Consider the following 26,862-nt stretch of genomic DNA (forward strand, 5'->3'; position numbering starts at 1 on the left):
CAGATCAGATCAAGAGCGACCGTCATTGCGGTCGTTGCCACAAACACCATCGCAACCTGTTCCAGGAACACCGAGGAACCGGCTTTGCCGGGCCTCTGGTGTTGCCCCCGGTAGGGGGTAGGAGAAACGACACGAAGTGCGCGGAGCCTGGGGGCGAGCTCAGGGTTGGTATTTCCAGGCGCCGTTTTCGATCTTGACCATCACGCGGGCGCGCTGGTCCAAGCCCAGGTGGTCAGCAGCCGTCATGTTGAACACGCCGTGCGCGCCCGACACGTCCTTGGTCTGCTCGAGCGCATCGCGCAGGGCAGCGCGGAACTCGGGCGTGCCCGGCTGGGCCTTCTTCAGCGCGACCGGCACGGCCGAGCTCATCAGGAGGCCCGCGTCCCAGGCGTGTGCGCCGAAGGTCGAGACCGTGCCCTTGCCGTAGGCGGCTTCATAGGCGGCGACGTAGGCGAGCGCAGACTTCTTCACCGGGTTGCTGGCGGGCAGCTGGTCGGCCACGAGCACCGGGCCGGCCGGCAGGAAGGTGCCGTCGACGTCCTTGCCGCCCACGCGCAGGAAGTCGGCGTTGGCCACGCCGTGCGTCTGGTACATCTTGCCGGTGTAGCCGCGCTCCTTGAGCGTCTTCTGCGGCAGCGCGGCCGGCGTGCCGGAGCCGGCGACCAGCACCGCGTCGGGCTTGGCCGACATGAGCTTCAGCGCCTGGCCGGTGACCGAGGTGTCGGAGCGTGCATAGCGTTCGTTGGCCACGATCTTGATCTTCTTCAGGTCGGCGGCCTTCGCGAATTCCTGCGCCCAGCCTTCGCCGTAGGCGTCGGAGAAACCGATGAAGCCGACCGTCTTCACGCCGTTGGCGGCCATGTGCTCGGCGATGGCCAGCGACATCATGATGTCGTTCTGCGGCGTCTTGAAGACCCACTTCTTCTTGGCGTCCATCGGCTCGATGATGCGGGCCGAGGCGGCCACCGAGATCATCGGCGTCTGCGCCTCGCTGGCCACGTCGATCATCGCGAGCGAGGCCGGCGTGGTGGTCGAGCCCAGGATCACGTCGACCTTGTTCTCGGCGATCAGCTTGCGCGTGTTGTTCACGGCGGCCGTGGTGTCGGAGGCATCGTCCAGCACGATGTAGTTGATCTTCTGCCCGCCGATCGTCTTGGGCATCAGCGCGATGGTGTTCTTCTCGGGGATGCCGAGCGACGCCGCCGGCCCGGTGGCCGAGATGGTCACGCCGACGTTGACGTCGGCCCAGGCCGAGAGGGCCGTGGCGCACAGGGCGGCGATCAGCAGGGGCTTGAAGAATTTCATGGTTGGTTTGTCTCCGGGTTGAAAGGGGAAAGGCCGAGGGAAAAGCCGTGCGTTCAACGCTCGTCGAAGGACAGCGTGACGCGTTCGGTCAGGGGGTGGGCCTGGCAGGTCAGCACGAATCCCGCGGCCACCTCATTCTTGTCGAGCGCGAAGTTTCTTTCCATGCGGACTTCCCCGTCCACGCACTTCGCGCGGCAGGTGCCGCACACGCCCGAGGTGCACGAGAACGGCACCTCAAGCCCGGCCGCCGACGCCGCATCGAGGATGCTGGGCTGGCCCTCGGTGTAGGTGATCTCGCGCTGCAGGCCGTCGCGCACGATGGTCACGCGCGCCTGCTTGGCGTCGCCCGGCTGCGCCTCGTGCACCACCGCGCCGACCTGGCTGGCCGAAGGCAGCGCGACGCCGAAGCGCTCGATGTGGATGCGGTCCTCGGGCACGCCCGCGGCGAGCAGCGCGGCCTCGGCCTCGTCGTTCATCTGGAAGGGGCCGCACACGTACACGTGGTCGATCTGCGCGGCGGGCACGACCGAGGCCAGGAACTCGCCGATCTTCTCGCGGTTCATCACGCCGAAGCCCAGTGGCGAATCGGTGTGCTCGTCGGAGAACACGTGCTGCAGCACGAGCCGCGTCATGTAGCGGTTCTTCAGGTCCTCGATCTCTTCCTTGAACATCGTGGACTGCAGCTGGCGGTTGCCGTAGATCAGCGTGAAGCGGCTCTTGGGCTCGCGCGCCAGCACGGTCTTCATGATCGACAGGATCGGCGTGATGCCGCTGCCGCCGGCGATGCCCACGTGGTGGCGCGCGGCCTCGGGCTCGATGGGCACGAAGAAGCGGCCTTGCGGTGCCATCACCTGCAGGCTGTCGCCGGGTTGCAGGTGGGCGTTGATCCAGTTGGAGAACACGCCGCCGCGCACCTTGCGCACGCCGACGCGCAGCTCGCCGTCGTCGAGGCCGGCGCAGATCGAATAGGAACGGCGCAGGTCCTGGCCGTCGATGTCATGGCGCAGCGTGAGGTACTGGCCCTGCGTGAAGCCGAAGACTTCGCGCAGCGCCGGCGGCACCTCGAACGAGACGATGACGGCCTCGTGCGTGTCGGGCTCGATGGCCTTCACGCGCAGGGGGTGGAAGAGGGTGCTCATCGTGGGCGTGCCTCAGATAGGCTTGAAATGTTCGAAGGGTTCGCGGCAGGCCATGCAGCGGTACAGGGCCTTGCAGGCGGTGGAGCCGAAGGCCGAGAGGCGCTCGGTGCGCTCGCTGGCGCAGCGCGGGCAGGCGATGCGCTCGCCGGCCATGCGGCCGAAGAGCTTGATCGGCATGGCGGTGTTGGAGGCCTGCTCGGGCGTTAGGTGCGCGGGCGGCGCGATGCCGTAGGCCTTGAGCTTGTCGCGGCCTTCGTCGCTGATCCAGTCGCTGGTCCAGGCGGGTGCGCGGCGCAGCGTGGCGCGCGCGCGGCCCAGGCCCGCGTTCTCGATGGCGGCCAGCACGTCGTGCTCGATGGCTTCCGTCGCGGGGCAGCCGGAGTACGTTGGCGTGAGCACGATCTCGAGGCCGTCGTCGTGTTCGATCACCTCGCGCACGATGCCCAGGTCGCAGACCGACACGGCCGGCACCTCGGGGTCGGGCACGGTGTGCAGCACGGCCCACGCCGCATCGACACGCGACGCCAGGGCGTTCGTCACCACACGCCTCCAGGGAAGCTGCGCTGCAGGTGCTGCATCTCGGCCAGGATGTAGCCCATGTGCTCGCTGTGCACGCCGTGCTTGCCGGTGCTGCGGAAGGCGGCTTCCTTCGGCATGGCCAAGCCGGCGGCGTCGAGCACCTGCTGCATCTCGGCCAGCCACGGCTCGCGCAGTTCGCTCCATGCCGGGCCGAGGCCGCTGGCGCTGGCCTGCGCATCGACGTCGTCGCTGTCGAACAGCTCGGGCACGTAGAGCCACAGCTGCTTGAGCGCCTTCTCGGTGCGGCGGCGCGACTCGTCGGTCCCGTCGCCCAGGCGCACGACCCAGTCGGCCGAGTGCTGCTGGTGGTAGCGCGCTTCCTTCAGCGCCTTGCCGGCGATGGCGGCCACCTCGGCGTCGCTCGATGCGGCCAGGCGTTGCCACAGCAGCTTGAGCAGCGTGGCGACCATGGTGTTGCGCAGCACGGCAAAGGCGAAGTCGCCGCGCGGCAGCTCGACCAGCGTGAGGTTGAAGTAGTCGCGCTCGTCGCGCAGGTAGGCGAGCTGGTCTTCGTCGTGCGCGCGGCCGGCGCCTTCGAGCTGGCCGGCGTGCGTGAGCACCGCGCGGGCCTGGCCGACGAGGTCGAGCGCGATGTTGGCCATCGCGATGTCTTCTTCGAGCACCGGTGCGTGGCCGCACCATTCGCCCAGGCGCTGCGCGAGCACCAGGCAGGTGTCGCCGATGCGCAGCAGGTAGTGCACGGCGGGCGTGCGGTTTAGTTCGATCGAGGCTTGCATGGCGTGCCGTTCCTGGCTCACATGTGGTCCACGGACTTGGGCAGCGCGTAGAAGGTGGGGTGGCGGTACACCTTGTCTTCGGCCGGGTCGAAGAACATGTCCTTGTCGCCCGGGTCGCTGGCCACGATCTGGTCGGAGCGCACCACCCAGATGCTGCTGCCTTCCTGGCGGCGCGTGTAGACGTCGCGCGCCATCTGGATCGCCATCTTGGGGTCGGCCGCGTGCAGGCTGCCGCAGTGCTTGTGGTCGAGGCCGGCTTTGCTGCGCACGAACACTTCCCACAGGGGCCACTCTTGCTTCATTTCGGTGCTCATGCTGCTTCCTTCAGAGGTTGTTTGTTGGCGTGGGCCATCGCGGCTTCGCGCACCCAGGCGCCGTCGTCCCAGGCGTCGACGCGGGCCTGCAGGCGTTCCCGGTTGCAGGGGCCGTCACCGGCGATCACGCGCCAGAATTCGCTCCAGTCGATGACGCCGAAGTCGTGCGACTGGCGCTCTTCGTTCCACTTGAGGTCAGGGTCGGGCAGGGTCACGCCGAGGATCGCGGCCTGCTCGACGGTGGCGTCGATGAACTTCTGGCGCAGCTCGTCGTTGCTGAAGCGCTTGATGCCCCAGCGCATCGACTGCGCCGAGTTGGGCGACTGATCGTCGGGCGGTCCGAACATCATGATCGAGGGCCACCACCAGCGGTTGACCGCGTCCTGCACCATCGCCTTTTGCGCGTCGGTGCCGTGGGTCATCATGGTCAGCAGCGACTCGTAGCCTTGGCGCTGGTGAAAGCTCTCTTCGCGGCAGATGCGGATCATGGCGCGCGCATACGGTGCGTACGAGCAGCGGCAGATCGGCACCTGGTTCATGATGGCCGCGCCGTCGACCAGCCAGCCGATGGTGCCCATGTCGGCCCAGCTGAGCGTGGGGTAGTTGAAGATCGAGCTGTACTTGGCCTTGCCTGTGTGCAGCGCGTCGAACATCTGGTCGCGCGAGGTGCCCAGTGTTTCGGCGGCGGCGTACAGGTACAGGCCGTGGCCGCCTTCGTCCTGCACCTTGGCCAGCAGGATGGCCTTGCGCTTGAGCGTGGGCGCGCGGCTGATCCAGTTGCCCTCGGGCAGCATGCCGACGATTTCGGAGTGCGCGTGCTGGCTGATCTGGCGCACCAGCGTCTTGCGGTAGTGCTCGGGCATCCAGTCTTTCGCCTCGATGAAGTCGCCGGCGTCGATGCGCGCGTCGAAGCGTTCCTCGAGACGCATCTCGTCGGCGGAGCGCACGGCCTTTTGCTTGCCGTCGCCTGCGTCCTTGCCCATCGTGTCCATGGCCTGGGTGTACATGTGCGTGTCCTTTCGGTGCGGTGTGTGGGGCGCGCGGGCGCTCAGCGCGGGCGCGTGTCGACGACGCGCCGGGCCTTGCCGGTCTGCGTGCGTTCCATTTCGTCGGGGCCGTGCACGACCACGCGGGTGGAGATGCCGATGAGCGTCTTCACGCGGTGCTGCACCCACTCGGAAATCGCGTTGCGGTCGGCCGCGGCGGCTTCGTGCGGCGTGAGTTCGCAGTGCACCTCGACCTGGTCGAGCAGGCCTTCACGGCTCACGCGCACCTGGTACAGGCCGGTGAGGGCGCTGTGCGCGAGCACGATCTCTTCCACCTGCGTGGGGAAGACGTTCACGCCGCGGATGATCATCATGTCGTCGCTGCGCCCGACGATCTTGCCCATGCGGCGGAACGACCGCGAGGTGGGCGGCAGCAGGCGCGTGAGGTCGCGCGTGCGGTAGCGCACGATGGGCATCGCTTCCTTGCTCAGCGAGGTGAAGACCAGTTCGCCTTCTTCGCCGTCGGCCTTCAGCTCACCGGTTTCGGGGTCGATGATCTCGGGGTAGAAGTGGTCTTCCCAGATCACCGGGCCGTCCTTGCTCTCGACGCATTCGCTGGCCACGCCCGGGCCCATCACTTCACTCAGGCCGTAGATGTCGACGGCGTCGATGCCGGCGCGGGTCTCGATGTCGCGGCGCATGGCCTCGGTCCACGGCTCGGCGCCGAAGATGCCGACCTTGAGCGAGCTGTCTTTGGCATCGAGGCCCTGGCGCTCGAACTGCTCGATGATCACCTGCATGTAGCTGGGCGTGACCATGATGATGTCGGGCTTGAAGTCCTGAATCAGCTGGACCTGCTTCTCGGTCTGGCCGCCCGACATCGGGATGACGGTACAGCCGGCGCGCTCGGCGCCGTAGTGCGCGCCCAGGCCGCCGGTGAAGAGGCCGTAGCCGTAGGCGACGTGGATCATGTCGCCGGGCCGTCCGCCCGCTGCGCGGATCGAGCGCGCAACGAGGTCGGCCCAGGTGTCGATGTCTTTCTTCGTGTAGCCCACCACGGTCGGCTTGCCGGTGGTGCCCGACGAGGCGTGGATGCGCGCCACCTGCGTGCGCGGCACGGCGAACATGCCGAAGGGGTAGTTGTCGCGCAGGTCGGTCTTCACCGTGAACGGGAATTTCGACAGGTCGGCCAGCGACTTCAGGTCGTCGGGGTGCACGCCCTTGGCATCGAAGGCCTGGCGGTAGTGCGGCACGTGGTCGTAGGCGTTGCGCAGCGTGGCGCGCAGGCGCGTGAGCTGCAGGGCGGCGATTTCGTCGCGGCTGGCGGTTTCGATCGGCTCGAGGTCGCCGGGGGCGGGGCGTTTCACGGTCATGGTGGGGTGTCTCCTCAAGCGGCCGGGACGGCCGGCCGGCCCTTGGCGGTGTACGAGCGTCCGCGGAACATCGCGATGCGCTCGCCGCGCTGGTTGGTGATTTCGGTGTCGTACACGCCGGTGCGCCCGGCCTTGGAGACTTCGAAGCAGCGCGCGGTGAGCACGTCGCCCTCGCGCGCCGGCGCGAGGAAGTCGATGGCGAAGCCCGAGGCCACGGTCAGCTCGTTGTACGAGTTGCAGGCGAAGGCGAAGGTGGAGTCGGCCAGCGTGGCCATGAAGCCGCCGTGGCAGATGGCGTGGCCGTTGAGCATGTCGGGGCGCACGCGCATCTCGAGCGTGGCCTGGCCGGGGCCGACCTCCACGATGCGCATGCCCAGGCCCTTGCTGGCGTTGTCGTTCGCGAACATGCCGTCGCGCACGTACTCGGCGGTCTGTTGCGGGGTGCGGGAAGCGTCGGTCATCTCAGCGGTCCTTGAACACCGGGGCGCGCTTGGCGCGGAAAGCCTCGACACCTTCGCGGTAGTCGTCGGCGTTGCCCATCTCGCGTTGGATGCGCGCTTCTTCGGCAAGTGCCGCGCCCAGGTCGAGGTTTTGCGCGGCGGCCATCGCTTCGCGGATGGCGACGAGTGCGCGCGTGGGCATGCCGGCCAGGCGCGCCGCCAGCGCGGCGGCGGTGTCGGCCAGGGCCGCGTCGTCCACGCACTGCCAGATCAGGCCGATGCGCGCGGCTTCCTCGGCGGGCAGCTTGTCGCCCAGCATCGCGATGCCCAGCGCGCGCGCCGGGCCCACGAGGCGCGGCAGCAGCCAGGTGCCGCCGGTGTCGGGCACGAGGCCGATTTTGGTGAAGGCCTGGATAAAGCTGGCCGAGCGGCCGGCCACGACGAGGTCGCAGCACAGCGCGAGGTTGGCGCCCGCACCAGCGGCCACGCCGTTGACGGCGGCAACCACCGGCACCGGCATCGAGCGCAGGCGTGCGACCAGCGGGCCGTAGTAAGTGGAGATGACGTGGCCCAAGTCCTTGGGCGCGGCGCCCGGCGTGGGGTCGGGCGCGACCGATGGGTCGGCCAGGTCCTGCCCCGCGCAGAAGGCGCGGCCGGCACCGGTGAGCACCACGCAGCGCACGCTGCTGTCGGCGGCCGCGGCTTCCAGCGCGGCCAGCAGCTCGGCGTGCAGCCCGGTCGTGAAGCTGTTGAGCGCCGCGGGGCGGTTCAGGCTCAGCGTGCGGACGGCGCCGCTGTCGCTGATGAGTACCAAAGGCTCGGTCATGCGTGTCTCTTTCATCCTTTGTGGGGACGGCTCGGTGCGTAAACACTATTGACCGACCGTTCGGTTGATTTTAGGATCGACCTCGATTCCGGCACAAGCGGGGTGCATTCAGGGCAAACCCTGAGGCCTGCAGAAAACAAGGAGACCGAATGCCCAGCTATTCCATCGACGGCGTGATTCCTGTCGTCGACCCGAGCGCCTACGTGCATCCCACGGCCGTGCTGATCGGCGACGTGATCGTCGGCCCGCACTGCTACGTCGGCCCCTGCGCCAGCCTGCGCGGCGACTTCGGCCGCATCGTGCTGCAGGAGGGCTCCAACGTGCAGGACCACTGCTGCATCCACGGCTTTCCCGACAACGACACTGTGGTGGAGGTCAACGGCCACATCGGCCACGGCGCGATCCTGCACAGCTGCATCGTGCGGCGCGATGCGCTGGTGGGCATGAACGCGGTGGTGATGGACGAGGCCGAGGTGGGCGAGAAAGCCATCGTCGCGGCCTGCGCCTTCGTGCCCGCCGGCATGAAGGTGCCCGCGCGCTCGCTCGCGGCGGGCATCCCGGCCAAGGTGCGGCGCGAGCTCAGCGACGAAGAGATCGCCTGGAAGCTCGAAGGCACGCAGACCTACCAGGCGCTGACGGTGCGCAGTCTGGCCAGCCTGCACGAGGTGGCGCCGCTCGCCGAGGTGGAAAAAGACAGGCCGCGCCTGCCCGCCACCGACGTGAAATCCCTGATCGCCACCCGCCGCGGCTAGCCCTGCGGCTTCATGCAAGATCGAGCCTGCTGCACGCCAGCAACCGACAGACAACCCAGGAAGAAGACCCGATGCCGCGTGGAAGATCCGCCACCTACGACGACCAGCGCGAACTGATCCTCGCGCAGGCCGCCCAGCTGTTCGCCCGCCGCGGCTACCCCGCGACCTCGATGAACCAGGTCGCCGAGGCCTGCAACCTGTCGAAGGCCACGCTCTACCACTACTACAAGGACAAGAGCAGCCTGCTCATCAGCATCGCCGAGACGCACGTCTCGAAGCTGGCGGCGCTGGTGGCCGAGGAAGAGGCCCAGCCGTCCACCGACGAGGAGCGCCTGCGCCGCTTCATCTACCGCATCGTCGAGGAGTACGCCGGCGCGCAGGACGCGCACCGCGTGTTGACCGACGACGTGCGCTTTCTCGAGGACGAAGACCGCGAGCGCGTGCTCGACCAGGAGCGCGCCGTGGTCGCCGGCTTTGCGCGCGCCGTGTCGGCGCTGCGCCCCGGCGCACCGAGCGACGAGCTCGCCAAGCCGCTGACCATGCTGCTGTTCGGCATGATCAACTGGATGTTCACCTGGATGAAGCCCGGCGGCCGGCTCGACCACGCGGCCATCGCGCCGATCGTGGCCGACTTGTTCCTGGGCGGCGTGGGGGCGGTGAAGCTGCCGCCCGCCGTGGCAGAAAACAGCGCTAAAGAATCCGGTTGAACCAGAGCAGCGACAGCCCCGCCGACAGCAGCGTGAGCACCGCCGCGCCCAGCGCGAACAGCGCGGAGATCTCGGTTTCCTTCTTCTCGACGGTGAGCTTGGAGCTCAGCGTCTCGTAGACCTTCTTCAGGTCGCTCGCGGTGCCGGCGTAGAAGTACTCGGCGCTGGTCTTGTTGGCGATGGCCTTGAGCGTTTCTTCGTCCAAGCGCACGCGCATCGACCAGCCTTCGAAGCCGATGGTCTCGCCGTCGACCGTGCCCACGCCCACCGTGTAGATGCGCACGCCGCGGTCGGCCGCGGCCTTGGCGGCGTCCAGCGGGTCGACGCCGGTGGTGCGCTGGCCATCGGTCAGCATGATGATCGCGGCCGAGGTGAACGAGCCGGGCGCCACGGGCGTGAACTCCTTGAGCTGCTTCTCGTTCTGGTCGATCGGGATGCCGCGCTGGCGGCTGGGCGCGCTGAACTGCGAGATGTCGATGCCCGCGTCGGGGAACAGCGTGGCCAGCGACACCACGATGGCGTTGCCCGTGGCCGTGGCGCGCTGCAACTGGAAGCTGTCGATGGCCGTCACGAGGTCGTCGTGGTTGGTGGTGGGAAGCTGCGCCACCTGCGCGCTGCCCGCGAAGGCGACGATGCCCACCTTCACGTGGCGCGGCAGGTCCTTGATGAAGCTCTTGGCCGCCTCCTGCGCGGCCACCAGCCGGTTGGGCTGCACGTCGGCCGCACGCATGCTGCCCGACACGTCCATCGCCAGGATGATGGTCTGCTGGTTCGACGGCAGCACCACCACCGCCATCGGCCGCGCCGCCGCCACGAGCATCGCGGTGATGGCCACCAGGAACAGCAGCGGCGGGATGTGCCGCCGCAGGCTCTGGCCCGGGCCCATGGCCTCGCGCACGATCGACAGGCTGGCGTAGCGCACCGCCATCTTCTTCTTGCGGCGGATCAGCCAGACATACAGGAGCACCAGCAGCGGCAAGGCCGCCAGCAGCCAGAGGAATTGAGGCCAGAGGAATGTCATGCCGCCACCACCGCCTTCCCGCCACCCGCTGCGACGCCGCGGACCCGGCGCTTGCGCAGGTCCGCGAATCGCACGATGGCTTCGACCAGATCGTCGTTGGTCGAGAGTTCGAGGGCGTCGACGCCGGCCCGGGCCAGCGACTCGCGCAGGGTGGTCTCGCGTTCGGCGGCCAGCCGCGCGAAGCGTTTGCGGAACCCCGCGTCATGGGTGTCGACCCACAGCTGCTCGCCGGTCTCGGCGTCGCGCAGCGGCACCAGGCCGAGGTCGGGCAGCTCGAGCTCGAGCGGATCGAACAGGCGCACGGCAATCACTTCATGCCGCTGCACCAGCTGGCCCAGCGGGCGCTCCCAGCCGGGCTCGCTGAGAAAGTCGGACACCACGAACACGGTGGAGCGGCGCGGCATGAGCGCGGCGGCGGAGGTCAGCAGGTCGGCCAGGCGCGTCATGCCCTTCTGCGCGGGCGCGGCCTCGGCCTGGTTCGCGCGCTTTTCCATCGCGTGCAGCAGGTGCAGCACATGGCGGCGGCCGGTGCGCGGCGGGATCACGGCCTCGAGGTCGCGGCCGTAGACCAGCGCGCCGACCCGGTTGCCGTGCCGCGTGAGCAGCCGCGCGAGCACGCCGACGAAGCCGGCCGAGATCTCGCGCTTGGCCTTCAGGCCGGAGCCGAAATCGACCGAGCGGCTCAGGTCGAGCACGAACCATGCGGCCATCTCTCGGTCTTCGGTGAACACGCGCACGTGCGGCGTCTGCAGCCGCGCGGTGACGTTCCAGTCGATGTGGCGCACGTCGTCATGGTGCTGGTACTCGCGCAGGTCGGCCAGGTCCAGGCCGGTGCCGCGCATCAGCGTGCGGTAGTCGCCCTGCAGCAGGCCGTCGAGGCGGCGGATCACGGTCCATTCGAGCCGGCGCAGCGCGCGTTCGGCCCCGCCGGCTTCGATCGCGAGCCGGTCGTCGTTCGCGGCCTCGGGGGCCTTACGCCACCAGCTTTTCATGTTCGAGGGGCTTGGGAGGAGCGGGGACGGCCTTCATGATCTTCTCGATCAGCCCGTCGGGCGTGAGCCCTTCGGACAGGCCTTCGTAGGACAGCGTCACGCGGTGGCGCAGCACGTCGGGCACCAGCGCGCTCATGTCTTCGGGCAGCGCGTAGCTGCGACCGCGCAGCAGCGCCAGGGCGCGCGCGCCTTCGGTGAGGCTGATGCTGGCACGCGGGCTGGCGCCGAAGGTGATGAAGCGGCGCAGGTCCTTCAGGCCATGCTTCTCGGGCGTGCGCGTGGCCGACACGAGTTTGACGGCGTACTGGATCAGCGAGGGGTCGACGTACACGCGCCGCGCCTCGGCCTGCAGCTCGGCCAGCTGTTCGGTGGTGGCGACCGGCGTGGCCGTGACCACCGGGCCGATCACGCGCTGCACGATCACGAACTCTTCCTCGTCGCTCGGGTAGTCGACCATCACCTTCATCATGAAGCGGTCGACCTGCGCTTCGGGCAGCGGGTAGGTGCCCTCGGTCTCGATGGGGTTCTGCGTGGCCATCACGAGAAAGGGGCGCGGCACCTTGTGCGTCTCGCCGGCGATGGTGACCTGGCGCTCCTGCATCACCTCGAGCAGCGCGCTTTGCACCTTGGCCGGCGCGCGGTTGATTTCGTCGGCTAGGAGCAGGTTGGCGAACACCGGCCCCAGCGAGGTGCTGAACTCGCCCGTCTTCTGGTTGTAGATGCGCGTGCCCACCAGGTCGGCCGGCACCAGGTCGGGCGTGAACTGGATGCGCTTGAACTGGCCGCGCACGGTGTCGGCCAGCGTCTTGATGGTGAGCGTCTTGGCCAGCCCCGGCACGCCTTCGACCAGCAGGTGGCCGCCCGCGAGCATCGCGACCATCACGCGCTCGAGAAAGCGGTCCTGCCCCACGACCACGCGCTTCACCTCGTAGAGGATCTGCTCCATCAGCTCGGCGGTGGCGGGGGCTGTTGCAAAGGTCGACGAGGTCGGGTTTTCTGTGCTCATGCGAAGGGCTTTCGAAGAAATCAGAAAGGCGGCGAGCCGGCCGCCGAGGCGGCGTTCTCGATCGGCACCGCGAAGCCGATGCCGATGAAGGTGCGCTGCTGCGTCGGGTTGAGGATGGCGGTGACGATGCCCAGCACCTCGCCGTCCATGTTGATGAGCGGGCCGCCCGAATTGCCGGGGTTGGCGGCGGCGTCGAACTGGATCAGGTTACCCAGCTCCTGCTTGCCCTCGGGCGAACGGAAGGAGCGCTTCAGGCCCGACACCACGCCGGCCGACACCGACGGCCCGATGCCGAACGGAAAGCCAACGGCCGCCACCTGGTCGCCGGAGCGCAGGTCGGCGGTGGAGCGCATCACGGCGGGGATCAGGTCGTCGGGGATCTTCTGCGCCTGCAGCACGGCCAGGTCGTTCTCGGGCTGCACGCCGGTGATGACGGCGATGGCCTCCAGGCCGTCGGCGAAGGTGACCTTGATCTTCTCGGCGCCGGCGACCACGTGCAGGTTGGTGAGGATCACGCCCTTGTCGACGATCACCACGCCCGTGCCCACGCCGCGCTCGACCTCGCCCGGCGTGCCGCCGTCGGCGGGCGCCTCGGGCGGCTTGCCCTTGGCCATGTTGCGGCCGCGCTTCTGGGTCTTGGCTTCGGGCGTGGCCTTCTCGGGGCCGTAGCCGACCACGCGCACCACCGAGGGCCGCACGATGTCGGCGGCCTTGGCCGCGGGCGAGGGCAGGGTGGCCGTCTGCAGCGTGCGCAGCACGGCGGCGTCGATGTCTTTCTGCGTGAGCGCCTTGGCGCCCGGGCGCGGTGCCCAGAAGGCGCCGCCGGCGGCGATGGCGATGCAGCCGACGGTGAGCAGTGCGAAGGCGCGGCGCCCGGGCTGCCAGCGTGCGCGAGGGGGTGGGGCTTGCACGGCGTCGGCCTCGGCCACAGCCGCGGCATCCGCCGGCGACCCGGCCGCCGGTGCTGCGGCCGGCGGCAGCGTGCGGGGCGAGCGGCTGTAGAAAGCGGGCCTGCGCATCGGAGCACCTCCGGCAAAAAAGGACGCGTGAAGGAGTTCACAGTAGCACGCTTTCCGCGCCTGTGCATCCCTTCGGGCATCATCGCGCGATGGCTGCGTTTGTCGATACCCACTGTCACCTCGATGCGCCCGAATTCGGTGCCGAGATGCCCGTCATCCGCGCCCGCGCGGCGGCGCAGGGCGTGGTGCTGTGCGTCATTCCGGCGGTGGCGGCCTTCAACTTCGCCACCGTGCGCGAGCTGGCGCACGCGCAGGGCGACGCCTACGCGCTGGGCATCCACCCGCTGTGCACGGGGCAGGCGAGCGATGCCGACCTGCAGACGCTCGATGCCGAACTGCATGCGCGCCGCGACGACCCGCGCCTGGTGGCGGTCGGCGAGATCGGGCTCGACTACTTCGTCGAAGGCCTGGACGCCGATAGACAGGAACGCTTCTTTCACACTCAGTTGCAACTGGCGCGCAAGCACGGGCTGCCGGTGCTCATCCATGTGCGGCGCTCGGTCGACAAGGTGCTCAAGCATCTGCGCCAGACCGCGGGAGGGCGGCCGTGGCACGGCATCGCCCACGCGTTCAACGGCAGCGAGCAGCAGGCGCAGGCCTGCATCGAGATCGGCCTGAAGCTGGGCTTCGGCGGCGCCGTGACCTTCGAGCGCGCGCTGCAGCTGCGCCGCCTCGCGGCCACCCTGCCGATGGACGCATTGGTGATGGAAACCGACGCGCCCGACATCCAGCCGCACTGGCTGTACCGCACGCAGGCGCAACGCGACGCGGGCCAGGCGCAGGGCCGCAACGAGCCCGGCGAGCTGCCGCGCATCGCCGAAGTGGTCGCGCAGCTGCGGGGCATCGACATCGCGTCGCTGGCCGAAAACACCACGCGCAATGCGGTGGCAGCCCTGCCGAAGCTCCAAAGTCTGCTGGCTGTGTCGGAGGGGTGTCCGCCCGCCGCGTAGGCCAAGTTCCCGAGTTGCGCCAGCGCAGGTCATCGGGCCCTTTTTGCTGTCATCCTTGAAGTTCGAAGTGACGTTGGTTGTCCAGTGGCACTGTCGTCACTCCGCACTTCACTCAAAAAAGGAGTCTTTCATGACCACATCTTTTGTTCGTACCCTGCCCGTCGCGCTCGCACTGGCGCTGGCCTCCATCGGTGTGTCGGCCATCGCGCAGACCACCGCGGCCGAGCCCACGACCACCGAGAAGGTGAAGGAAGCCGGCAAGGACGCCGTCGATGCGACCGCACGCGGCACCGAAAAGGCCTGGGACGCCACCAAGAGCACGACCAAGAAGGCCGTGAACGCCACCGAAAGCGGCGCCGAGAAGGCCTGGGATGCCACCAAGAGCGGCACCAAGAAGGCAGCCAACGCCACCGAGCGCGGCACCAAGAAGGCCTGGAACGCGACCAAGAACACCACCAAGAAGGCCACCACCGCCACCAAGAAGGCAGCCGTGAAGACCGGCGACGCAGTGGAAACGGCCGGCCACAAGACGGCCGACGGCATGCGCAGCGCCGGCAAGGCGATCGGCGAGAAGGTGCCGGGCACGGCCGAGAACGAAGCGGCCAAGAAGCCATAACTTCCATGCACCGGGCTTCGGCCCGTGCTTGACGAAAGAACCCGCTTCGGCGGGTTTTTTCATGGGCGTTCAGGCACGCCGCGTGGCAATGCCAAGATACCGCCCATGAAACCGACCGCCGTCCCGTCCCCGACCGTCGCCGCCAGCGCCGCCGCGGTGCTGACCGGCCTTGCGCCCATCGTCTCGCCGAACACACGTGTGCTCATCCTCGGCAGCTTTCCGGGCGTCAAGTCGCTCGAGCGGCAGCAGTACTATGCGCATCCCCAAAATCAGTTCTGGAAGATCTTGCAAGCCCTCTGGCCCGACCCCCTGCTTCCGACGGGCGCAGACAGCTACCGCGCGCGCTGCGACTGGCTGCTCGATCGCGGCCTCGGCGTGTGGGACGTGTACGGCGCCTGCGAGCGCGAGGGCAGCCTCGACACCGCGATCCGCTCGCCGGTCGTGAACGACATCGCCGGCCTGCAACTGCCGAAGCTCGCCGCCATCGCCCACAACGGCGGCGAGAGCTTCAAGCACGCACGCCACACGCGCACCCTCGGGGTGCCGGTGTATTCGCTGCCCTCCACCAGCCCCGCCAACGCGTCGTGGTCCTTCGAGCGCAAGCTCGCGGCCTGGCGCGAGGTCTTCGTTGCCCACAACCTTCTCTGATGGCTTCTTCCGCTTCTTCCAAGAAAACCCTCGTCCTGCCCGAAGTCAATTTTTCCGACTGGGGCGACATCCGCTACCTGCACCTGGGCACCGAATGGGTCCAGGGCTCGATGAAGCTCGACGCCCCCTTCGAGATCGAGCTCGAGTACGTGCAGCGCATGATGGCCTGGCTGCTGTTCGTCGACAGCAAGGGCGTGGGCAACCGCCACGCGATGCAGCTGGGCCTGGGCGCGGCCACGCTCACCAAGTTCAGCCGCAAGACGCTGCGCATGCGCACCACCGCGATCGAGCTGAACCCGCAGGTGGTGTCGGCCTGCCGCGGCTGGTTCAAGCTGCCGGCCGACGACCTGAAGCTGCGCGTGGTGATCGCCGATGCGGCCGAGGAAATCCGCAAGCCCGAATGGCAGGGCACGGTCGACGCGCTGCAGGTCGACCTGTACGACCACGAGGCCGCCGCGCCGGTGCTCGACAGCGAGGACTTCTATGCCGACTGCCGCGCGCTGCTCACCGAAGACGGCTGCATGACGGTCAACCTCTTCGGCCGCTCGTCGAGCTACGAGCGCAGCCTCGAGAAAATCGCCGCCGCTTTCGGCGCCGACGCGGTCTGGGCCTTCAAGCCGACGCGCGAAGGCAACACGGTGGTGCTGGCCCAGCGCACGGCGTCGCGCCCGAAGCGCGAGGTGCTTGCCGAGCGCGCCCAAACCATCCAGACTCGCTGGGGCCTGCCCGCGCCGAAATGGCTGCGGGTGTTCAAGCCGATGACGCTTTCCCTCACCACCTGATCACCTGACCTCCGGTTCATGAGCGCTGTACCCGCCGCCGCTTCCGCCTCCGCTGCCCGCCACGAAGGTCCGCTCGACCTGCGTCGCCTGATCGAATGGCTCGCCACCGACGGCGTGATCTCGCCGATGGAGGCCAAGCGAACCATCGCGCGCTGCGCCCAGGCCGAGAGCCGGCAGGCGCCGCTGGTGCGTCTGGCCAACGTGGCCATGACGCGCGAGGCCGACGGCAAGCCGCTCGACCTCGAGGCGCTCACGCAGTGGCTCGCCGGCCGCGCCGGCCTGGCCTACCTGCGCATCGATCCGCTCAAGGTCGACGTGGGCAAGGTGGCCGACACCATGAGCGCCGGCTACGCCGAGCGCCACAAGGTGCTGCCCGTGCAGGTGCTGCCGAACGAGGTGGTGGTGGCCACGGCCGAGCCCTTTCTCACCGACTGGATCGCCGAGGTCGAGCGCCAGTCCAAGCGCACCGTGCGCCGCGTGGTGGCCAACCCGTCGGACATCCAGCGCTACACGGCCGAGTTCTTCGCGCTCGCCAAGTCGGTGCGCGCCGCGCAGAAGGCCGGCGGCAACACCGGCGGCGCGAGCTTCGAGCAGCTGGTCGAGCTGGGCAAGAGCAACAAGCAGCTCGACGCCAACGACCAGAGCGTGGTGCAGGTGGTCGACTGGCTGTGGCAGTACGCCTTCGACCAGCGCGCCAGCGACATCCACCTGGAGCCGCGCCGCGAGCAGGGCGTGATCCGTTTTCGCATCGACGGCATCCTGCACCCCGCCTACCAGATGCCCATGGGCGTGATGAACGCGATGGTCGCGCGCATCAAGCTGCTGGGCCGCATGGACGTGGTCGAAAAGCGCCGCCCGCTCGACGGCCGCATCAAGACCCGCAACATGCGCGGCGACGAAATCGAAATGCGCCTGTCGACCTTGCCGACCGCCTTCGGCGAGAAGATGGTGATGCGCATCTTCGACCCTGACACCGCGGTGAAGGACCTCGACGCGCTGGGCTTCGCGCAGCACGACGCGCAGCGCTGGGAGCAGCTGGTCACGCGGCCCAACGGCATCATCCTGGTGACCGGGCCCACGGGCTCGGGCAAGACCACCACGCTGTACTCCACGCTCAAGCGCGTGGCGACCGAAGAGGTCAACGTGAGCACGGTCGAAGACCCGATCGAAATGATCGAGCCCTCGTTCAACCAGACGCAGGTGCAGCCGCAGCTCGACTTCGGTTTCACCGAGGGCCTGCGCGCGCTCATGCGGCAGGACCCGGACATCATCATGGTCGGCGAAATCCGCGACCTCGCCACCGCCGAGATGGCGGTGCAGGCCGCGCTCACCGGCCACCTCGTGTTCAGCACGCTGCACACCAACGATGCGCCCAGCGCCATCACGCGGATGATGGAACTGGGCGTGCCCTCGTACCTCATCACCGCCGTGATGCTGGGCGTGCTCGCGCAGCGCCTCGTGCGCACGCTGTGCCCGCATTGCAAGCAGCCCGACGACGCAGTCACGCGCGAGAGCCTCGAGGCCATCGTCAAGCCGTGGCAGATCACCGGTCCGGTGCGTGCCTACAAGCCCGTGGGCTGCGTCGATTGCCGCATGACCGGCTACATGGGCCGCATGGGCCTGTACGAACTGCTGAGCGTGACCGAGCCGTTCAAGGACCAGGTCACCAAGGAACCCAACCTCACGGGCCTGCGGCGCCAGGCCGTGATCGACGGCATGCGGCCGCTGCGCCTGGCCGGTGCGCTGCGCGTGGCCGAAGGCGTGACGACCATCGAGGAAGTGCTCAGCGCAACGCCTCCTCTCGAGTAGAAACAGGTGCCTCGGGTCTGACGAGGCATGAGTCATTTCGGGTTATCCCTACCCCTTCGGTTAGTGGAATCCACATCGGCCTGACCGGAGGCTGACTCGACAATCCCGCATCGAAATTGTTCGAGGAGACTGTTCGTGAAAATCAAAAGTCAGAAAGACTTTTTCTCGGGACTGATGTTCACCGTCGTGGGCGTGGCGTTCGCATGGGGCGCCACCACCTACAGCGTGGGCAGCGGCGCCCGCATGGGTCCGGGTTACTTCCCGCTCATGCTGGGCATCCTGATGGCGCTGATCGGCCTGGGCATCATGTTCAGCGGGCTCACCGTTGAAACGACCGATGGCGAAAAAATCGGCAAGTGGGCCTGGAAGCAAGTGGTGTTCATCCTGGGCGCCAACCTCGCCTTCGGCGTGCTGCTCGGCGGCCTGCCGAGCATCGGCGTGCCGGCCATGGGCATGATCATCGCGATCTACGCGCTCGTGATCATCGCCAGCCTCGCCGGCCACGAGTTCAAGCTGCCGACCGTGCTGATCCTGGCCACCATCCTGGCCGTTGGCAGCTATGTGGCCTTCATCTGGGCGCTCAAGCTGCAGATCCAGGTCTGGCCGACCTTCATCACCGGTTGAGACGAAGAAAGCTGCTCACATGGAACTGTTTGAACACCTCTCGCTGGGTTTTGGCGTTGCCTTCACCTTCACGAATCTGCTGTACTGCCTCGTCGGCTGTATTCTGGGCACGCTGATCGGCGTGCTGCCGGGCATCGGCCCGGTCGCGACCATCGCGATGCTGCTGCCCGCCACGTACGCGCTGCCGCCCGTGTCGGCGCTGATCATGCTGGCTGGTATCTACTACGGCGCGCAATACGGTGGCTCGACCACCGCGATTCTGGTGAACCTGCCGGGCGAATCGTCGTCGGTGGTGACCGTGATCGACGGCTACCAGATGGCACGCAAGGGCCGTGCAGGTCCGGCGCTCGCCGCGGCCGGCCTGGGCTCGTTCTTCGCAGGTTGCGTCGGCACGCTCATTCTTGCCGCCTTCGCACCGCCGCTGACCGAGCTGGCCTTCAAGTTCGGCCCAGCCGAATACTTCTCGCTGATGATCCTGGGCCTGATCGGTGCCGTGGTGCTGGCATCGGGTTCGCTGCTCAAGGCGATCGCGATGATCGTGCTGGGCCTGCTGCTGGGCCTGGTCGGTACCGACGTGAACTCGGGTGTCGCGCGCTTCAGCTTCGACGTGCCTGAACTCACCGACGGCATCGGCTTCGTGGCCATCGCCATGGGCGTGTTCGGTTACGGCGAAATCATCGCCAACCTGTCGCGTCCGGACGAAGAGCGCGAAGTGTTCACCGCCAAGGTCTCGGGCCTGTTCCCGACCAAGGAAGACTTCAAGCGCATGCTGCCCGCCGTGCTGCGCGGCACCGCGCTGGGTTCGTCGCTGGGCATCCTGCCCGGTGGCGGTGCGCTGCTGTCGGCTTTCGCGGCCTACACCATCGAGAAGAAGACCAAGCTGCATCCGGGCGAAGTGCCCTTCGGCAAGGGCAACATCCGCGGCGTGGCCGCGCCTGAAGCCGCCAACAACGCCGGCGCGCAGACCTCCTTCATTCCGCTGCTGACGCTGGGCATTCCGCCCAACGCCGTGATGGCGCTGATGGTCGGTGCGATGACGATCCACAACATCCAGCCGGGTCCGCAGGTCATGACCAGCAACCCCGAGCTGTTCTGGGGCCTGATCGCCTCGATGTGGCTCGGCAATGCGATGCTGGTGATCCTGAACCTGCCGCTGATCGGCATGTGGATCAAGCTGCTGTCGGTGCCCTACAAGTTCCTGTTCCCGGCGATCGTGCTGTTCTGCGCCATCGGCGTGTACTCGACCAACAACAACACCTGGGATATCTGGATGGTGGGCGTGTTCGGCTTCATCGGCTACGCCTTCTTCAAGCTCGGCTGCGAACCCGCACCCTTGCTGCTGGGCTTTATCCTGGGCCCGATGATGGAAGAGAACCTGCGCCGTTCGCTGCTGCTGTCGCGCGGCGACTGGAGCGTGTTCGTCACGCGCCCGATCTCGGCCGGGCTGCTGATCGCCGCGGCGCTGCTGCTGATCATCGTGCTGCTGCCCGCGGTGAAATCGAAGCGCGAAGAGGCTTTCGTCGAAGACTGATCGACGGGCTTTCTCTGAACGCACAAACGGCGCCCTCGGGCGCCGTTTTTCGTTGGGGCTTCGCAGTGGCACGATTGATGCGCCGGATTCATATATCTATCCGATAAATCCATTTCCCTTTTCAATGCCCCGCGTGTCCAATCCTGCGGCCACGTCGGACAAGGCGCGCTCCCGACACACCACCTCGGACACAATGAATTCCATGAAACGAACCACCCGCGCCGCGCTTGCCGCGGCTGCGCTGGTGCTGGCCGCGGTGCCCGCACTGGCCCAGAACTACCCGAACCGGCCCATCCGCCTGATCGTGCCGTTCCCGGCGGCCGGCGCCACCGACCTCTTCGCCCGCACGCTGGGCCAGAAGATGGGCGAGAAACTCGGCGCCACGCTGGTGGTCGACAACAAGCCCGGCGCGGGCGGTGCGATCGGTTCCGATCTCGCGGCCAAGGCGCCGCCCGACGGCTACACGCTGCTGCTCGCGACCACGAGCACGCACGCCATCGGCCCGGCCATCACGCCCAAGCTGCCCTACGACACGGTGCGCGACTTCACGCCCATCGCCCACGTGGGCGACGCGCCGAGCATCATGCTGGTGCCGGTCAACACGCCCGCCAAGACGGTGCGCGAATGGATCGACAACGCCAGGAAGAACCCCGGCAAGCTCAACTACGCATCGAGCGGCAACGGCACCATCGTGCAGCTCACGGCGGAGCTGTTCAAGGCGCAGGCCGGCGTGTTCGTCACGCACATTCCCTACCGCGGCACGGCGCTGGCGGTGCCCGACCTCATCAGCGGCAAGGTCGACGTGCTGTTCGACTCGCTGCCCACCGGCATGCCGCACGTGCGCGACGGCCGGCTGCGCGCGCTGGGCGTGACCTCGCTCAAGCGCAGCCCGCTCGCGCCCGAGTTGCCGCCCATCGCCGACACGCTGCCCGGCTTCGAGTCGACCACCTGGTTCGGCTTCTACGGCCCGAAGGGGCTGCCGGCCGACATCGTGGCGCGCGTGAACAAGGCCGCCAACGAGGCGCTGGCCGATCCGGAACTGAAGGACAAGCTCGCCCGCCTGGGCATCGAGCCGGCGAACGCGGGCACGCCCGAGCAGTTCGCAAAGATGGTGGCCGTTGACGCCGCCAAGTGGAAAAAGATCGTCGTCGATCGCAAGATCACGAATGACTAACGAGAGCACGCCGACATGAACTTCGACTTCAACAATCCCTACCTCTCGACCCGCCTCCCGGTCTTCGCACGCAACGTGGTCGCGACCTCGCACCCGCTGGCCGCGCAGGCCGGCCTGCGCATCCTGCAGCAGGGCGGCAACGCGGTCGATGCGGCCATTGCCACGGCCGCCGTGATGACGCTGGTCGAGCCCGTGAGCAACGGCCTGGGCAGCGACGCCTTCTGCATCCTGTGGGACGGCAAGGAGCTGCACGGCCTGAACGCCTCGGGCCCCGCGCCGAAGGCATGGACGCCCGAGTACTTCAAGGCCAAGTACGGCGCCGACGCTGCCACGCCGCCGATGCGCGGCATCGACTCGGTCACGGTGCCGGGCGCGGTGCGCGGCTGGGTCGCGATGAGCGACCGTTTCGGCAAGCTGCCTTTCGCCGACCTGATGGCACCCGCCATCGACATCGCCGAGCGCGGCTACCTCGTGCCGCCGGTGGTGCAGGGCAAGTGGGCGGCGGCCACGCCGATCCTGCAGTCGCAGCCCGGCTTCGCGCAGGCCTTCCTGCCCTGGGGCCGCGCGCCCGAGGTCGGCGAGTTGTTCCGCTTCACCGCGGCGGCCCGCGCGCTCAAGGCCATCGCCCGCACCAAGGGCGAGGCCTACTACAACGGCGAGATCGCCGAGGCCATCGCCAAGTTCTCGCAAGAACAGGGCGGCGCGCTCACCGTGGCCGACATGGCGGCCTACCAGCCCGAGTGGGTCAAGCCCATCTCGCGCGACTACCGCGGCCACACGCTGCACGAGATCCCGCCGAACGGCCAGGGCATCGCGGCGCTGATCGCGCTGGGCATCCTCGAGAAGTTCGACATCGCTTCGCTGCCGGTCGACTCGGTGCAGTCGCAGCACCTGCAGATCGAAGCCATGAAGCTGGCCTTCGCCGACGTGTACCGCTACGTGTCGGAGCCATCGTCGATGACGGTGACCCCCGCGCAAATGCTCGATGACGCCTACCTGGCTTCGCGTGCGAGACTCATCGACGTGAACAAGGCGCAGGACTTCAAGGCCGGCAACCCCGTCAAGGGCGGCACCATCTACCTCACGGCCGCGGACGAGCGCGGCATGATGGTGAGCTTCATCCAGAGCAACTACATGGGCTTCGGCTCGGGCTGCGTGGAACCCGAGTTCGGCATCAGCCTGCAGAACCGCGGCCACGGCTTCAGTCTCAAGGCCGAGAGCCCGAACGTGGTGGCACCGGGCAAGCGCCCGTTCCACACCATCATCCCGGCCTTCCTCACCAAGGACGGCCAGCCGGTGATGAGCTTCGGCGTGATGGGCGGCAACATGCAGCCGCAGGGCCACATGCAGACGCTGGTGCGCATGCTCGACTACGGCCAGAACCCGCAGGCCGCGTGCGATGCGCCGCGCTGGCGCTTCAACGCGGGGCTCGAGATCAACGTCGAGGCCGCGATGAATGCCAATACGTTGCAAGGGCTGCGCGACCTGGGTCACCACCTCGAGGTGATCAACGACTCCTACCAGGACTTCGGCGCCGGCCAGTTCATCTGGCGCGCGGGCGAGCCTTCGGTCGAAGGCTACGTGGCCGCGAGCGACCCGCGCCGCGACGGCCTCGCTGCAGGCTACTGAGGATCAAGGGATGATCGGGGGATGAACAAGACAGCCGCATCGGTCGGCATTCCCCCGCACGGACACGAGGCCGCCCGCAAGGGCTACGCCACCGGCCTCGTCCTTGCCACGCTGGGCGCCATCGCGTTCAGCGGCAAGGCCATCATCGTCAAGCTGGCGTACCGCTACGGCGTCGACGCCATCACGCTCATCATGCTGCGCATGCTCTTCGCGCTGCCGTTGTTCGCGCTGATGGCGTGGTGGGCCGGGCGCGGCAAGCCCGCGCTCACGACGCGCGACTGGCTCGGCATCTTGGGGCTCGGCTTCTCGGGCTACTACCTCGCGAGCTTTCTCGACTTTGCCGGGCTGGCTTACATCTCGGCCAGCTTCGAGCGGCTGATCCTGTACCTCAACCCCACGCTGGTGCTGTTCTTCGGCTGGCTGCTGTACCGGCGCCGCCCGACGCGCCCGCAGGTGTTCGGCATGGTCGTGAGTTATGCCGGCGTGCTGCTGGTGTTCGGCCACGAGCTGTGGACCGGCGGCGACGGCAAGGGCGGCGGCGCGGCCGCGTGGGGCGCGTTCCTCGTGTTCCTGAGCGCGGTGAGCTATGCGGGCTACCTCGTGTACAGCGGCGAGTTCGTCAAGCGGCTGGGGTCGCTGCGGCTCGTGGGGCTGGCGACCACCGTCGCCTGTGTGCTGTGCATCCTGCAGTTCGTGCTCACGCGGCCGATGAGCGCGGCGATGGCGGTGGCGCCCGAGGTGATCTGGCTGTCGGTGCTCAACGCCACGCTCTGCACCGCGGTGCCTGTCCTCATGGTGATGATGGCCATCGAACGCATCGGCCCCGCCATTGCGGCGCAAACCGGCATGATCGGGCCCCTGTCGACCATCCTCATGGGGGTGGTCATACTGGGTGAGCCGTTCACCGCGTGGATCGCGGCCGGCACGGTGCTCGTCATCGCGGGCATCTTCGTTTTCACACGCAAGGGGCGTTAGCCGTCCTTGCAACATCGATCGATCGATCGACTGGAGCAAACACATGGATCTGGGCATTGCAGGCAGGACCGCACTGGTGTGCGGCGCGAGCAAGGGGTTGGGCTACGGCTGCGCCGAGGCGCTGGTGCGCGAGGGCGTCAACGTGGTGATCGTGGCGCGCGGTGCCGAGGCGCTCGACGCGGCTGCGAAGCAGCTGGTGGCGGTGGCCGGACCCTCGGGCCCCTTCGTCAAGCACGTGGCGGCCGACATCACCACCGAAGCCGGCCGCGCGGCCGTGTTCGCGCTGGGCCACGACTTCGACATCGTCGTCACCAACGCCGGCGGCCCGCCGCCCGGCGACTTCCGCAACTGGGACCGCGAGGCGTGGATCAAGGCGGTCGATGCCAACATGCTCACGCCCATCGAGCTCATCAAGGCCACGGTGGACGGCATGGCCAAGCGCGGCTTCGGTCGCATCGTGAACATCACGTCGAGCTCGGTGAAGTCGCCGATCGACATCCTGGGCCTGTCGAACGGCGCGCGCAGCGGCCTCACGGGCTTCGTGGCCGGCGTGGCGCGCACGTCGGTGGCGGCGCAGGGCGTGACCATCAACAACCTGCTGCCGGGCTCCTTCGAGACCGACCGCCTCAAGGGCACGATGGCCGGCGCGGCGCAGAAGTCGGGCCAGGACTTCGACACCGTGTGGGAAGCGCGCAAGAAGAACATTCCGGCCAAGCGCTTCGGCAACCCGGCGGAATTTGGCGCGATCTGCGCGTTCCTGTGCAGCATGCAGGCCGGCTACATGACCGGCCAGAACGTGCTGGCAGACGGCGGCGCCTACCCGGGCACTTACTGATCGACGCAGCGGCGCGCGCTCAGCGCCGCGACGACACCACGATTCCGCCCACGATCAGCACGAAGGCGGCGCCGTGGTACCAGTACGGCGCCTCGCCGAGGAAGGCCGCTGACAGCACGGCCGCGAACAGCGGCGTGAGGTTCATGAAGATGCTCGCCGCCTGCGGGCCCGCGCGTTGCACGCCGGTGCCCCAGCAGCGGTAGGCCAGCACGGCGGGGCCGATGCCGATGAACAGCATCGCCGCAATGAGCGGCCAGCCCAGGTCGATGTGGGCGTCGGTCAGTGTCCATTCGCCGGTGGCCAGCGCGCCCGACCACGCGACACCGAACACCAGCTGTGCCATCAGGAAGGCAGCCCAGTCGCTGCGCACGTTGGTGGGCTCGTGCGTGCGCGCCAGCAGCCAGCTGTAGAAGGCCCAGGCGATGGTGCCCGCGATCATGTACAGGTCGCCCGGCACCAGCCGCAGCGCGAGCAGCTGCTGCCACTCGCCGCGGCTCAAGACCAGCAGCACGCCCAGCATCGACAGCAGCGCGCCGCCCAGCGCGCGCCGGCTGACGCGCGCGCCGAAGCACAGCGTGCCCACGGCCAGCATCCACAGCGGCAGGCTGGAGCCCACCAGCGTGACGTTGATCGGCGTGGAGGTCTGCAGCGCCAGGTACTGGAAGGCGTTGTACAGGCCGATGCCCAGCAGGCCCAGCAGTGCGTAGCGCTGCCAGTGCGCCCACAGCGGGCTGTCGCGGCGCAGCACCCAGGCCGCCAGCGGCAGCAGCAGCACGAACGCGATCACCCAGCGCACGAAGTTCAGCGTCAGCGGCGACACCAGTGCACGCACCAGCCGGCCGACCACCGCGTTGCCGGCCCACAGCAGCGGCGGCACGGTGAGGAGCAGGGCGGTGAGGGGCGTGAGGCGGTGGTGCGATGCGGACGACATGGCCGCCGACTCTACCGGGCCCGCACGGAGACCGTGCCGCGTCGAGAAAAAGGCAAACGTGGCACGATGCCCGTCCCATTCTTTTTTCCCCCTGCGTGGAGACAGCAACGATGTTGAGCAAAGCCGTCCGTATCGACCGCCATGGCGGTCCCGAGGAACTGAAGGTCGTCGAGGTCGAGGTGGGCGAGCCCGGCCCCGGCGAGATCCGCATCCGCCACAAGGCCGTGGGCCTGAACTTCATCGACACCTACCAGCGCACGGGCCTGTACCCGTTCCAGATGCCGCTGCAGCTGGGCATGGAAGCCTCGGGCATCGTCGAGGCGGTGGGCGAGGGCGTGACGCACCTGAAGGCCGGCGACCGCGCCGCCTACGCGAGCCAACCGCCCGGCGCCTATTGCGAGCTGCGCGTGATGCCTGCCAAGTGCGTGTGCAAGCTGCCCGACGACATCTCCTTCGAGACCGGCGCGGCCATGATGCTCAAGGGCCTCACCGCGCAGTACCTGCTGAAGAAGACGCTGCCCGCCGAAGGCCTGCAGCCCGGCGACTTCGTGCTGTTCCATGCGGCGGCCGGCGGTGTCGGCCTCATCGCCTGCCAGTGGGCCAAGGCGCTCGGCCTGCAGCTCATCGGCACGGCCGGCAGCGATGCCAAGTGCAAGCTCGCGCTGGCGCACGGCGCGGCGCACGCCATCAACTACAGCACCGAGAACTTCGCGGCGCGCGTGAAGGAGATCACCGGCGGCCAGGGCGTGAAGGTGGTGTACGACTCGGTGGGCAAGGACACCTTCGAAGGCTCCGTCGACAGCCTGCGCCCCTTCGGCCTGCTGGCGATCTTCGGCAACGGCTCGGGCCCGGTGCCGCCGGTCAACCTCGGCCTGCTGGCCTCGAAGGGCTCGCTCTACGTGACGCGCCCGACGCTGTTCACGCACATCGCCACGCGCGAGCGCACGCAGGCCATGGCCGACGACCTGTTCGCCGTGGTGCAAAGCGGCGCGGTGAAGATCCCGATCGACCAGCGCTACGCCCTGGCCGACGTGCAGCAGGCGCACCGCGACCTCGAGGCGCGCAAGACCACGGGCTGCACCATCCTCACGCTCTGAGGCTGGCGGCGGGTGATGTCCTACGCGTGGTGGGGTGTCACACCTTCGACTTGTGGCGGGCGCAA

General features: G+C 68.2%; 28 protein-coding genes. 14 read left to right on the top strand and 14 right to left on the bottom strand.

The genetic code is table 11. From position 1 onward, the window contains the following. Nucleotides 1-159: 159 nt before the first annotated feature. Genes AC07Y4_RS19945 through AC07Y4_RS19985 form a run of 9 tightly spaced genes read right to left on the bottom strand, consistent with a single transcriptional unit; the run spans nucleotide 160 to nucleotide 7,699 of the window. On the bottom strand, nucleotides 160-1,305 hold the full coding sequence (locus AC07Y4_RS19945; RefSeq protein ID WP_487847869.1) for an ABC transporter substrate-binding protein: 1,146 nt from the start codon (nucleotides 1,303-1,305) through the stop codon (nucleotides 160-162). Between the two features lie 53 nt (nucleotides 1,306-1,358). Continuing rightward, entirely contained in the window at nucleotides 1,359-2,444 is a 1,086-nt protein-coding gene (paaE, locus tag AC07Y4_RS19950; protein WP_062478643.1) for a 1,2-phenylacetyl-CoA epoxidase subunit PaaE, read from the bottom strand. A gap of 12 nt (nucleotides 2,445-2,456) precedes the next feature. Beyond that, nucleotides 2,457-2,987 (bottom strand): 1,2-phenylacetyl-CoA epoxidase subunit PaaD, encoded by a 531-nt coding sequence (paaD, locus tag AC07Y4_RS19955; protein ID WP_487847868.1) that lies wholly within the window; start codon nucleotides 2,985-2,987, stop codon nucleotides 2,457-2,459. Continuing rightward, nucleotides 2,981-3,760: a 1,2-phenylacetyl-CoA epoxidase subunit PaaC gene (gene paaC / locus AC07Y4_RS19960; protein ID WP_095949436.1), complete on the bottom strand. Its 780-nt coding sequence runs from the start codon at nucleotides 3,758-3,760 to the stop codon at nucleotides 2,981-2,983. The genes paaD and paaC overlap by 7 nt, the downstream gene beginning before the upstream one ends. Before the next feature lie 17 nt (nucleotides 3,761-3,777). After that, a complete protein-coding gene (gene paaB, locus AC07Y4_RS19965; protein WP_159275003.1) occupies nucleotides 3,778-4,074 on the bottom strand; it encodes a 1,2-phenylacetyl-CoA epoxidase subunit PaaB in 297 nt (98 codons plus the stop codon). After that, complete coding sequence (gene paaA, locus AC07Y4_RS19970; protein ID WP_487847867.1) at nucleotides 4,071-5,081, bottom strand: 1,2-phenylacetyl-CoA epoxidase subunit PaaA; 1,011 nt, start codon at nucleotides 5,079-5,081, stop codon at nucleotides 4,071-4,073. The genes paaB and paaA overlap by 4 nt, the downstream gene beginning before the upstream one ends. 41 nt (nucleotides 5,082-5,122) lie before the next feature. Further along, complete coding sequence (gene paaK, locus AC07Y4_RS19975; protein ID WP_495274941.1) at nucleotides 5,123-6,433, bottom strand: phenylacetate--CoA ligase PaaK; 1,311 nt, start codon at nucleotides 6,431-6,433, stop codon at nucleotides 5,123-5,125. A gap of 14 nt (nucleotides 6,434-6,447) precedes the next feature. After that, on the bottom strand, nucleotides 6,448-6,894 hold the full coding sequence (gene paaI, locus AC07Y4_RS19980) for a hydroxyphenylacetyl-CoA thioesterase PaaI (RefSeq protein ID WP_062478628.1): 447 nt from the start codon (nucleotides 6,892-6,894) through the stop codon (nucleotides 6,448-6,450). A gap of 1 nt (nucleotide 6,895) precedes the next feature. Continuing rightward, nucleotides 6,896-7,699, bottom strand: coding sequence for an enoyl-CoA hydratase-related protein (locus AC07Y4_RS19985; RefSeq protein WP_495274942.1), 804 nt, complete (start codon nucleotides 7,697-7,699; stop codon nucleotides 6,896-6,898). A 149-nt stretch (nucleotides 7,700-7,848) separates the two neighbouring features. On the opposite strand from AC07Y4_RS19985, the gene AC07Y4_RS19990 reads away from it, so the two are divergent. Both AC07Y4_RS19990 and AC07Y4_RS19995 read left to right on the top strand, forming a co-directional pair. Further along, nucleotides 7,849-8,451: a phenylacetic acid degradation protein PaaY gene (locus tag AC07Y4_RS19990; RefSeq protein WP_159278218.1), complete on the top strand. Its 603-nt coding sequence runs from the start codon at nucleotides 7,849-7,851 to the stop codon at nucleotides 8,449-8,451. A 71-nt stretch (nucleotides 8,452-8,522) separates the two neighbouring features. After that, nucleotides 8,523-9,158: a TetR/AcrR family transcriptional regulator gene (locus tag AC07Y4_RS19995; RefSeq protein WP_095743882.1), complete on the top strand. Its 636-nt coding sequence runs from the start codon at nucleotides 8,523-8,525 to the stop codon at nucleotides 9,156-9,158. Here the strand turns inward: AC07Y4_RS19995 and AC07Y4_RS20000 are convergent. The 4 genes from AC07Y4_RS20000 to AC07Y4_RS20015 are packed head-to-tail and all read right to left on the bottom strand — an operon-like array spanning nucleotide 9,142 to nucleotide 13,196. After that, nucleotides 9,142-10,179, bottom strand: a complete 1,038-nt coding sequence (locus AC07Y4_RS20000) for a VWA domain-containing protein (protein WP_062478619.1) — start codon at nucleotides 10,177-10,179, stop codon at nucleotides 9,142-9,144. The genes AC07Y4_RS19995 and AC07Y4_RS20000 overlap by 17 nt on opposite strands. Further along, on the bottom strand, nucleotides 10,176-11,171 hold the full coding sequence (locus tag AC07Y4_RS20005; RefSeq protein WP_159278217.1) for a DUF58 domain-containing protein: 996 nt from the start codon (nucleotides 11,169-11,171) through the stop codon (nucleotides 10,176-10,178). The genes AC07Y4_RS20000 and AC07Y4_RS20005 overlap by 4 nt, the downstream gene beginning before the upstream one ends. Beyond that, the gene (locus AC07Y4_RS20010) at nucleotides 11,152-12,177 is read right to left on the bottom strand and encodes an AAA family ATPase (RefSeq protein ID WP_095949404.1); all 1,026 of its coding nucleotides are present in this window, start codon (nucleotides 12,175-12,177) and stop codon (nucleotides 11,152-11,154) included. The genes AC07Y4_RS20005 and AC07Y4_RS20010 overlap by 20 nt, the downstream gene beginning before the upstream one ends. 20 nt (nucleotides 12,178-12,197) lie before the next feature. Further along, nucleotides 12,198-13,196 (bottom strand): S1C family serine protease, encoded by a 999-nt coding sequence (locus AC07Y4_RS20015; RefSeq protein ID WP_495274943.1) that lies wholly within the window; start codon nucleotides 13,194-13,196, stop codon nucleotides 12,198-12,200. Between the two features lie 89 nt (nucleotides 13,197-13,285). Between AC07Y4_RS20015 and AC07Y4_RS20020 the strand changes: the two genes are divergently transcribed. The 11 genes from AC07Y4_RS20020 to AC07Y4_RS20070 all read left to right on the top strand — a co-directional run bounded on the left by AC07Y4_RS20020 (nucleotide 13,286) and on the right by AC07Y4_RS20070 (nucleotide 24,769). After that, nucleotides 13,286-14,146, top strand: coding sequence for a TatD family hydrolase (locus tag AC07Y4_RS20020; RefSeq protein ID WP_495274944.1), 861 nt, complete (start codon nucleotides 13,286-13,288; stop codon nucleotides 14,144-14,146). A gap of 130 nt (nucleotides 14,147-14,276) precedes the next feature. Further along, nucleotides 14,277-14,762, top strand: coding sequence for a hypothetical protein (locus AC07Y4_RS20025; RefSeq protein ID WP_062479399.1), 486 nt, complete (start codon nucleotides 14,277-14,279; stop codon nucleotides 14,760-14,762). Nucleotides 14,763-14,867: 105 nt separating this feature from the next. Continuing rightward, a complete protein-coding gene (locus tag AC07Y4_RS20030; protein WP_495274945.1) occupies nucleotides 14,868-15,410 on the top strand; it encodes a DNA-deoxyinosine glycosylase in 543 nt (180 codons plus the stop codon). Further along, nucleotides 15,410-16,192 carry a class I SAM-dependent methyltransferase gene (locus tag AC07Y4_RS20035; RefSeq protein WP_495274946.1) on the top strand — a complete coding sequence of 261 codons (783 nt, stop codon included), beginning with the start codon at nucleotides 15,410-15,412 and terminating at the stop codon, nucleotides 16,190-16,192. The genes AC07Y4_RS20030 and AC07Y4_RS20035 overlap by 1 nt, the downstream gene beginning before the upstream one ends. Nucleotides 16,193-16,210: 18 nt before the next feature. After that, nucleotides 16,211-18,001 carry a type IV pilus assembly ATPase TfpB gene (gene tfpB / locus AC07Y4_RS20040; RefSeq protein WP_495274947.1) on the top strand — a complete coding sequence of 597 codons (1,791 nt, stop codon included), beginning with the start codon at nucleotides 16,211-16,213 and terminating at the stop codon, nucleotides 17,999-18,001. Nucleotides 18,002-18,136: 135 nt separating this feature from the next. Further along, nucleotides 18,137-18,625 (top strand): tripartite tricarboxylate transporter TctB family protein, encoded by a 489-nt coding sequence (locus AC07Y4_RS20045; RefSeq protein WP_095949399.1) that lies wholly within the window; start codon nucleotides 18,137-18,139, stop codon nucleotides 18,623-18,625. Between the two features lie 19 nt (nucleotides 18,626-18,644). Next, nucleotides 18,645-20,156 (top strand): tripartite tricarboxylate transporter permease, encoded by a 1,512-nt coding sequence (locus tag AC07Y4_RS20050; RefSeq protein ID WP_095743889.1) that lies wholly within the window; start codon nucleotides 18,645-18,647, stop codon nucleotides 20,154-20,156. 202 nt (nucleotides 20,157-20,358) lie between these two features. Next, entirely contained in the window at nucleotides 20,359-21,330 is a 972-nt protein-coding gene (locus AC07Y4_RS20055) for a tripartite tricarboxylate transporter substrate binding protein (protein WP_495274948.1), read from the top strand. A 15-nt stretch (nucleotides 21,331-21,345) separates the two neighbouring features. Further along, a complete protein-coding gene (locus AC07Y4_RS20060; protein ID WP_495274949.1) occupies nucleotides 21,346-22,959 on the top strand; it encodes a gamma-glutamyltransferase family protein in 1,614 nt (537 codons plus the stop codon). Between the two features lie 21 nt (nucleotides 22,960-22,980). After that, complete coding sequence (locus AC07Y4_RS20065) at nucleotides 22,981-23,934, top strand: DMT family transporter (RefSeq protein ID WP_070063637.1); 954 nt, start codon at nucleotides 22,981-22,983, stop codon at nucleotides 23,932-23,934. Nucleotides 23,935-23,977: 43 nt separating this feature from the next. Next, a complete protein-coding gene (locus AC07Y4_RS20070) occupies nucleotides 23,978-24,769 on the top strand; it encodes an SDR family oxidoreductase (protein ID WP_062479426.1) in 792 nt (263 codons plus the stop codon). 19 nt (nucleotides 24,770-24,788) lie between these two features. Here AC07Y4_RS20070 and AC07Y4_RS20075 read toward each other — a convergent pair whose 3' ends face one another. Next, nucleotides 24,789-25,700, bottom strand: coding sequence for a DMT family transporter (locus tag AC07Y4_RS20075; RefSeq protein ID WP_495274950.1), 912 nt, complete (start codon nucleotides 25,698-25,700; stop codon nucleotides 24,789-24,791). A 110-nt stretch (nucleotides 25,701-25,810) separates the two neighbouring features. Between AC07Y4_RS20075 and AC07Y4_RS20080 the strand changes: the two genes are divergently transcribed. Beyond that, a complete protein-coding gene (locus tag AC07Y4_RS20080; protein WP_495260851.1) occupies nucleotides 25,811-26,797 on the top strand; it encodes a quinone oxidoreductase family protein in 987 nt (328 codons plus the stop codon). Nucleotides 26,798-26,862 lie beyond the last annotated feature (65 nt).

This window comes from Variovorax sp. GW460-12-1-14-LB1 (assembly GCF_059423605.1).

What these genes read in the sequence shown, in the direction of transcription:
- AC07Y4_RS20060 (WP_495274949.1), top strand. Translation starts at nt 21,346, where the DNA reads ATGAACTTCGACTTCAACAATCCCTACCTCTCGACCCGCCTCCCGGTC.
- AC07Y4_RS20075 (WP_495274950.1), bottom strand. Translation starts at nt 25,700, where the DNA reads ATGTCGTCCGCATCGCACCACCGCCTCACGCCCCTCACCGCCCTGCTC.
- paaE (WP_062478643.1), bottom strand. Translation starts at nt 2,444, where the DNA reads ATGAGCACCCTCTTCCACCCCCTGCGCGTGAAGGCCATCGAGCCCGAC.
- AC07Y4_RS20030 (WP_495274945.1), top strand. Translation starts at nt 14,868, where the DNA reads ATGAAACCGACCGCCGTCCCGTCCCCGACCGTCGCCGCCAGCGCCGCC.
- AC07Y4_RS20065 (WP_070063637.1), top strand. Translation starts at nt 22,981, where the DNA reads ATGAACAAGACAGCCGCATCGGTCGGCATTCCCCCGCACGGACACGAG.
- tfpB (WP_495274947.1), top strand. Translation starts at nt 16,211, where the DNA reads ATGAGCGCTGTACCCGCCGCCGCTTCCGCCTCCGCTGCCCGCCACGAA.
- AC07Y4_RS20005 (WP_159278217.1), bottom strand. Translation starts at nt 11,171, where the DNA reads ATGAAAAGCTGGTGGCGTAAGGCCCCCGAGGCCGCGAACGACGACCGG.
- paaC (WP_095949436.1), bottom strand. Translation starts at nt 3,760, where the DNA reads ATGCAAGCCTCGATCGAACTAAACCGCACGCCCGCCGTGCACTACCTG.
- AC07Y4_RS19995 (WP_095743882.1), top strand. Translation starts at nt 8,523, where the DNA reads ATGCCGCGTGGAAGATCCGCCACCTACGACGACCAGCGCGAACTGATC.
- paaA (WP_487847867.1), bottom strand. Translation starts at nt 5,081, where the DNA reads ATGTACACCCAGGCCATGGACACGATGGGCAAGGACGCAGGCGACGGC.
- AC07Y4_RS19945 (WP_487847869.1), bottom strand. Translation starts at nt 1,305, where the DNA reads ATGAAATTCTTCAAGCCCCTGCTGATCGCCGCCCTGTGCGCCACGGCC.
- AC07Y4_RS19990 (WP_159278218.1), top strand. Translation starts at nt 7,849, where the DNA reads ATGCCCAGCTATTCCATCGACGGCGTGATTCCTGTCGTCGACCCGAGC.
- paaB (WP_159275003.1), bottom strand. Translation starts at nt 4,074, where the DNA reads ATGAGCACCGAAATGAAGCAAGAGTGGCCCCTGTGGGAAGTGTTCGTG.
- AC07Y4_RS20080 (WP_495260851.1), top strand. Translation starts at nt 25,811, where the DNA reads ATGTTGAGCAAAGCCGTCCGTATCGACCGCCATGGCGGTCCCGAGGAA.
- AC07Y4_RS20050 (WP_095743889.1), top strand. Translation starts at nt 18,645, where the DNA reads ATGGAACTGTTTGAACACCTCTCGCTGGGTTTTGGCGTTGCCTTCACC.
- AC07Y4_RS20015 (WP_495274943.1), bottom strand. Translation starts at nt 13,196, where the DNA reads ATGCGCAGGCCCGCTTTCTACAGCCGCTCGCCCCGCACGCTGCCGCCG.
- AC07Y4_RS20025 (WP_062479399.1), top strand. Translation starts at nt 14,277, where the DNA reads ATGACCACATCTTTTGTTCGTACCCTGCCCGTCGCGCTCGCACTGGCG.
- AC07Y4_RS20020 (WP_495274944.1), top strand. Translation starts at nt 13,286, where the DNA reads ATGGCTGCGTTTGTCGATACCCACTGTCACCTCGATGCGCCCGAATTC.
- paaK (WP_495274941.1), bottom strand. Translation starts at nt 6,433, where the DNA reads ATGACCGTGAAACGCCCCGCCCCCGGCGACCTCGAGCCGATCGAAACC.
- AC07Y4_RS19985 (WP_495274942.1), bottom strand. Translation starts at nt 7,699, where the DNA reads ATGACCGAGCCTTTGGTACTCATCAGCGACAGCGGCGCCGTCCGCACG.
- AC07Y4_RS20010 (WP_095949404.1), bottom strand. Translation starts at nt 12,177, where the DNA reads ATGAGCACAGAAAACCCGACCTCGTCGACCTTTGCAACAGCCCCCGCC.
- AC07Y4_RS20000 (WP_062478619.1), bottom strand. Translation starts at nt 10,179, where the DNA reads ATGACATTCCTCTGGCCTCAATTCCTCTGGCTGCTGGCGGCCTTGCCG.
- AC07Y4_RS20055 (WP_495274948.1), top strand. Translation starts at nt 20,359, where the DNA reads ATGAAACGAACCACCCGCGCCGCGCTTGCCGCGGCTGCGCTGGTGCTG.
- paaI (WP_062478628.1), bottom strand. Translation starts at nt 6,894, where the DNA reads ATGACCGACGCTTCCCGCACCCCGCAACAGACCGCCGAGTACGTGCGC.
- AC07Y4_RS20070 (WP_062479426.1), top strand. Translation starts at nt 23,978, where the DNA reads ATGGATCTGGGCATTGCAGGCAGGACCGCACTGGTGTGCGGCGCGAGC.
- AC07Y4_RS20035 (WP_495274946.1), top strand. Translation starts at nt 15,410, where the DNA reads ATGGCTTCTTCCGCTTCTTCCAAGAAAACCCTCGTCCTGCCCGAAGTC.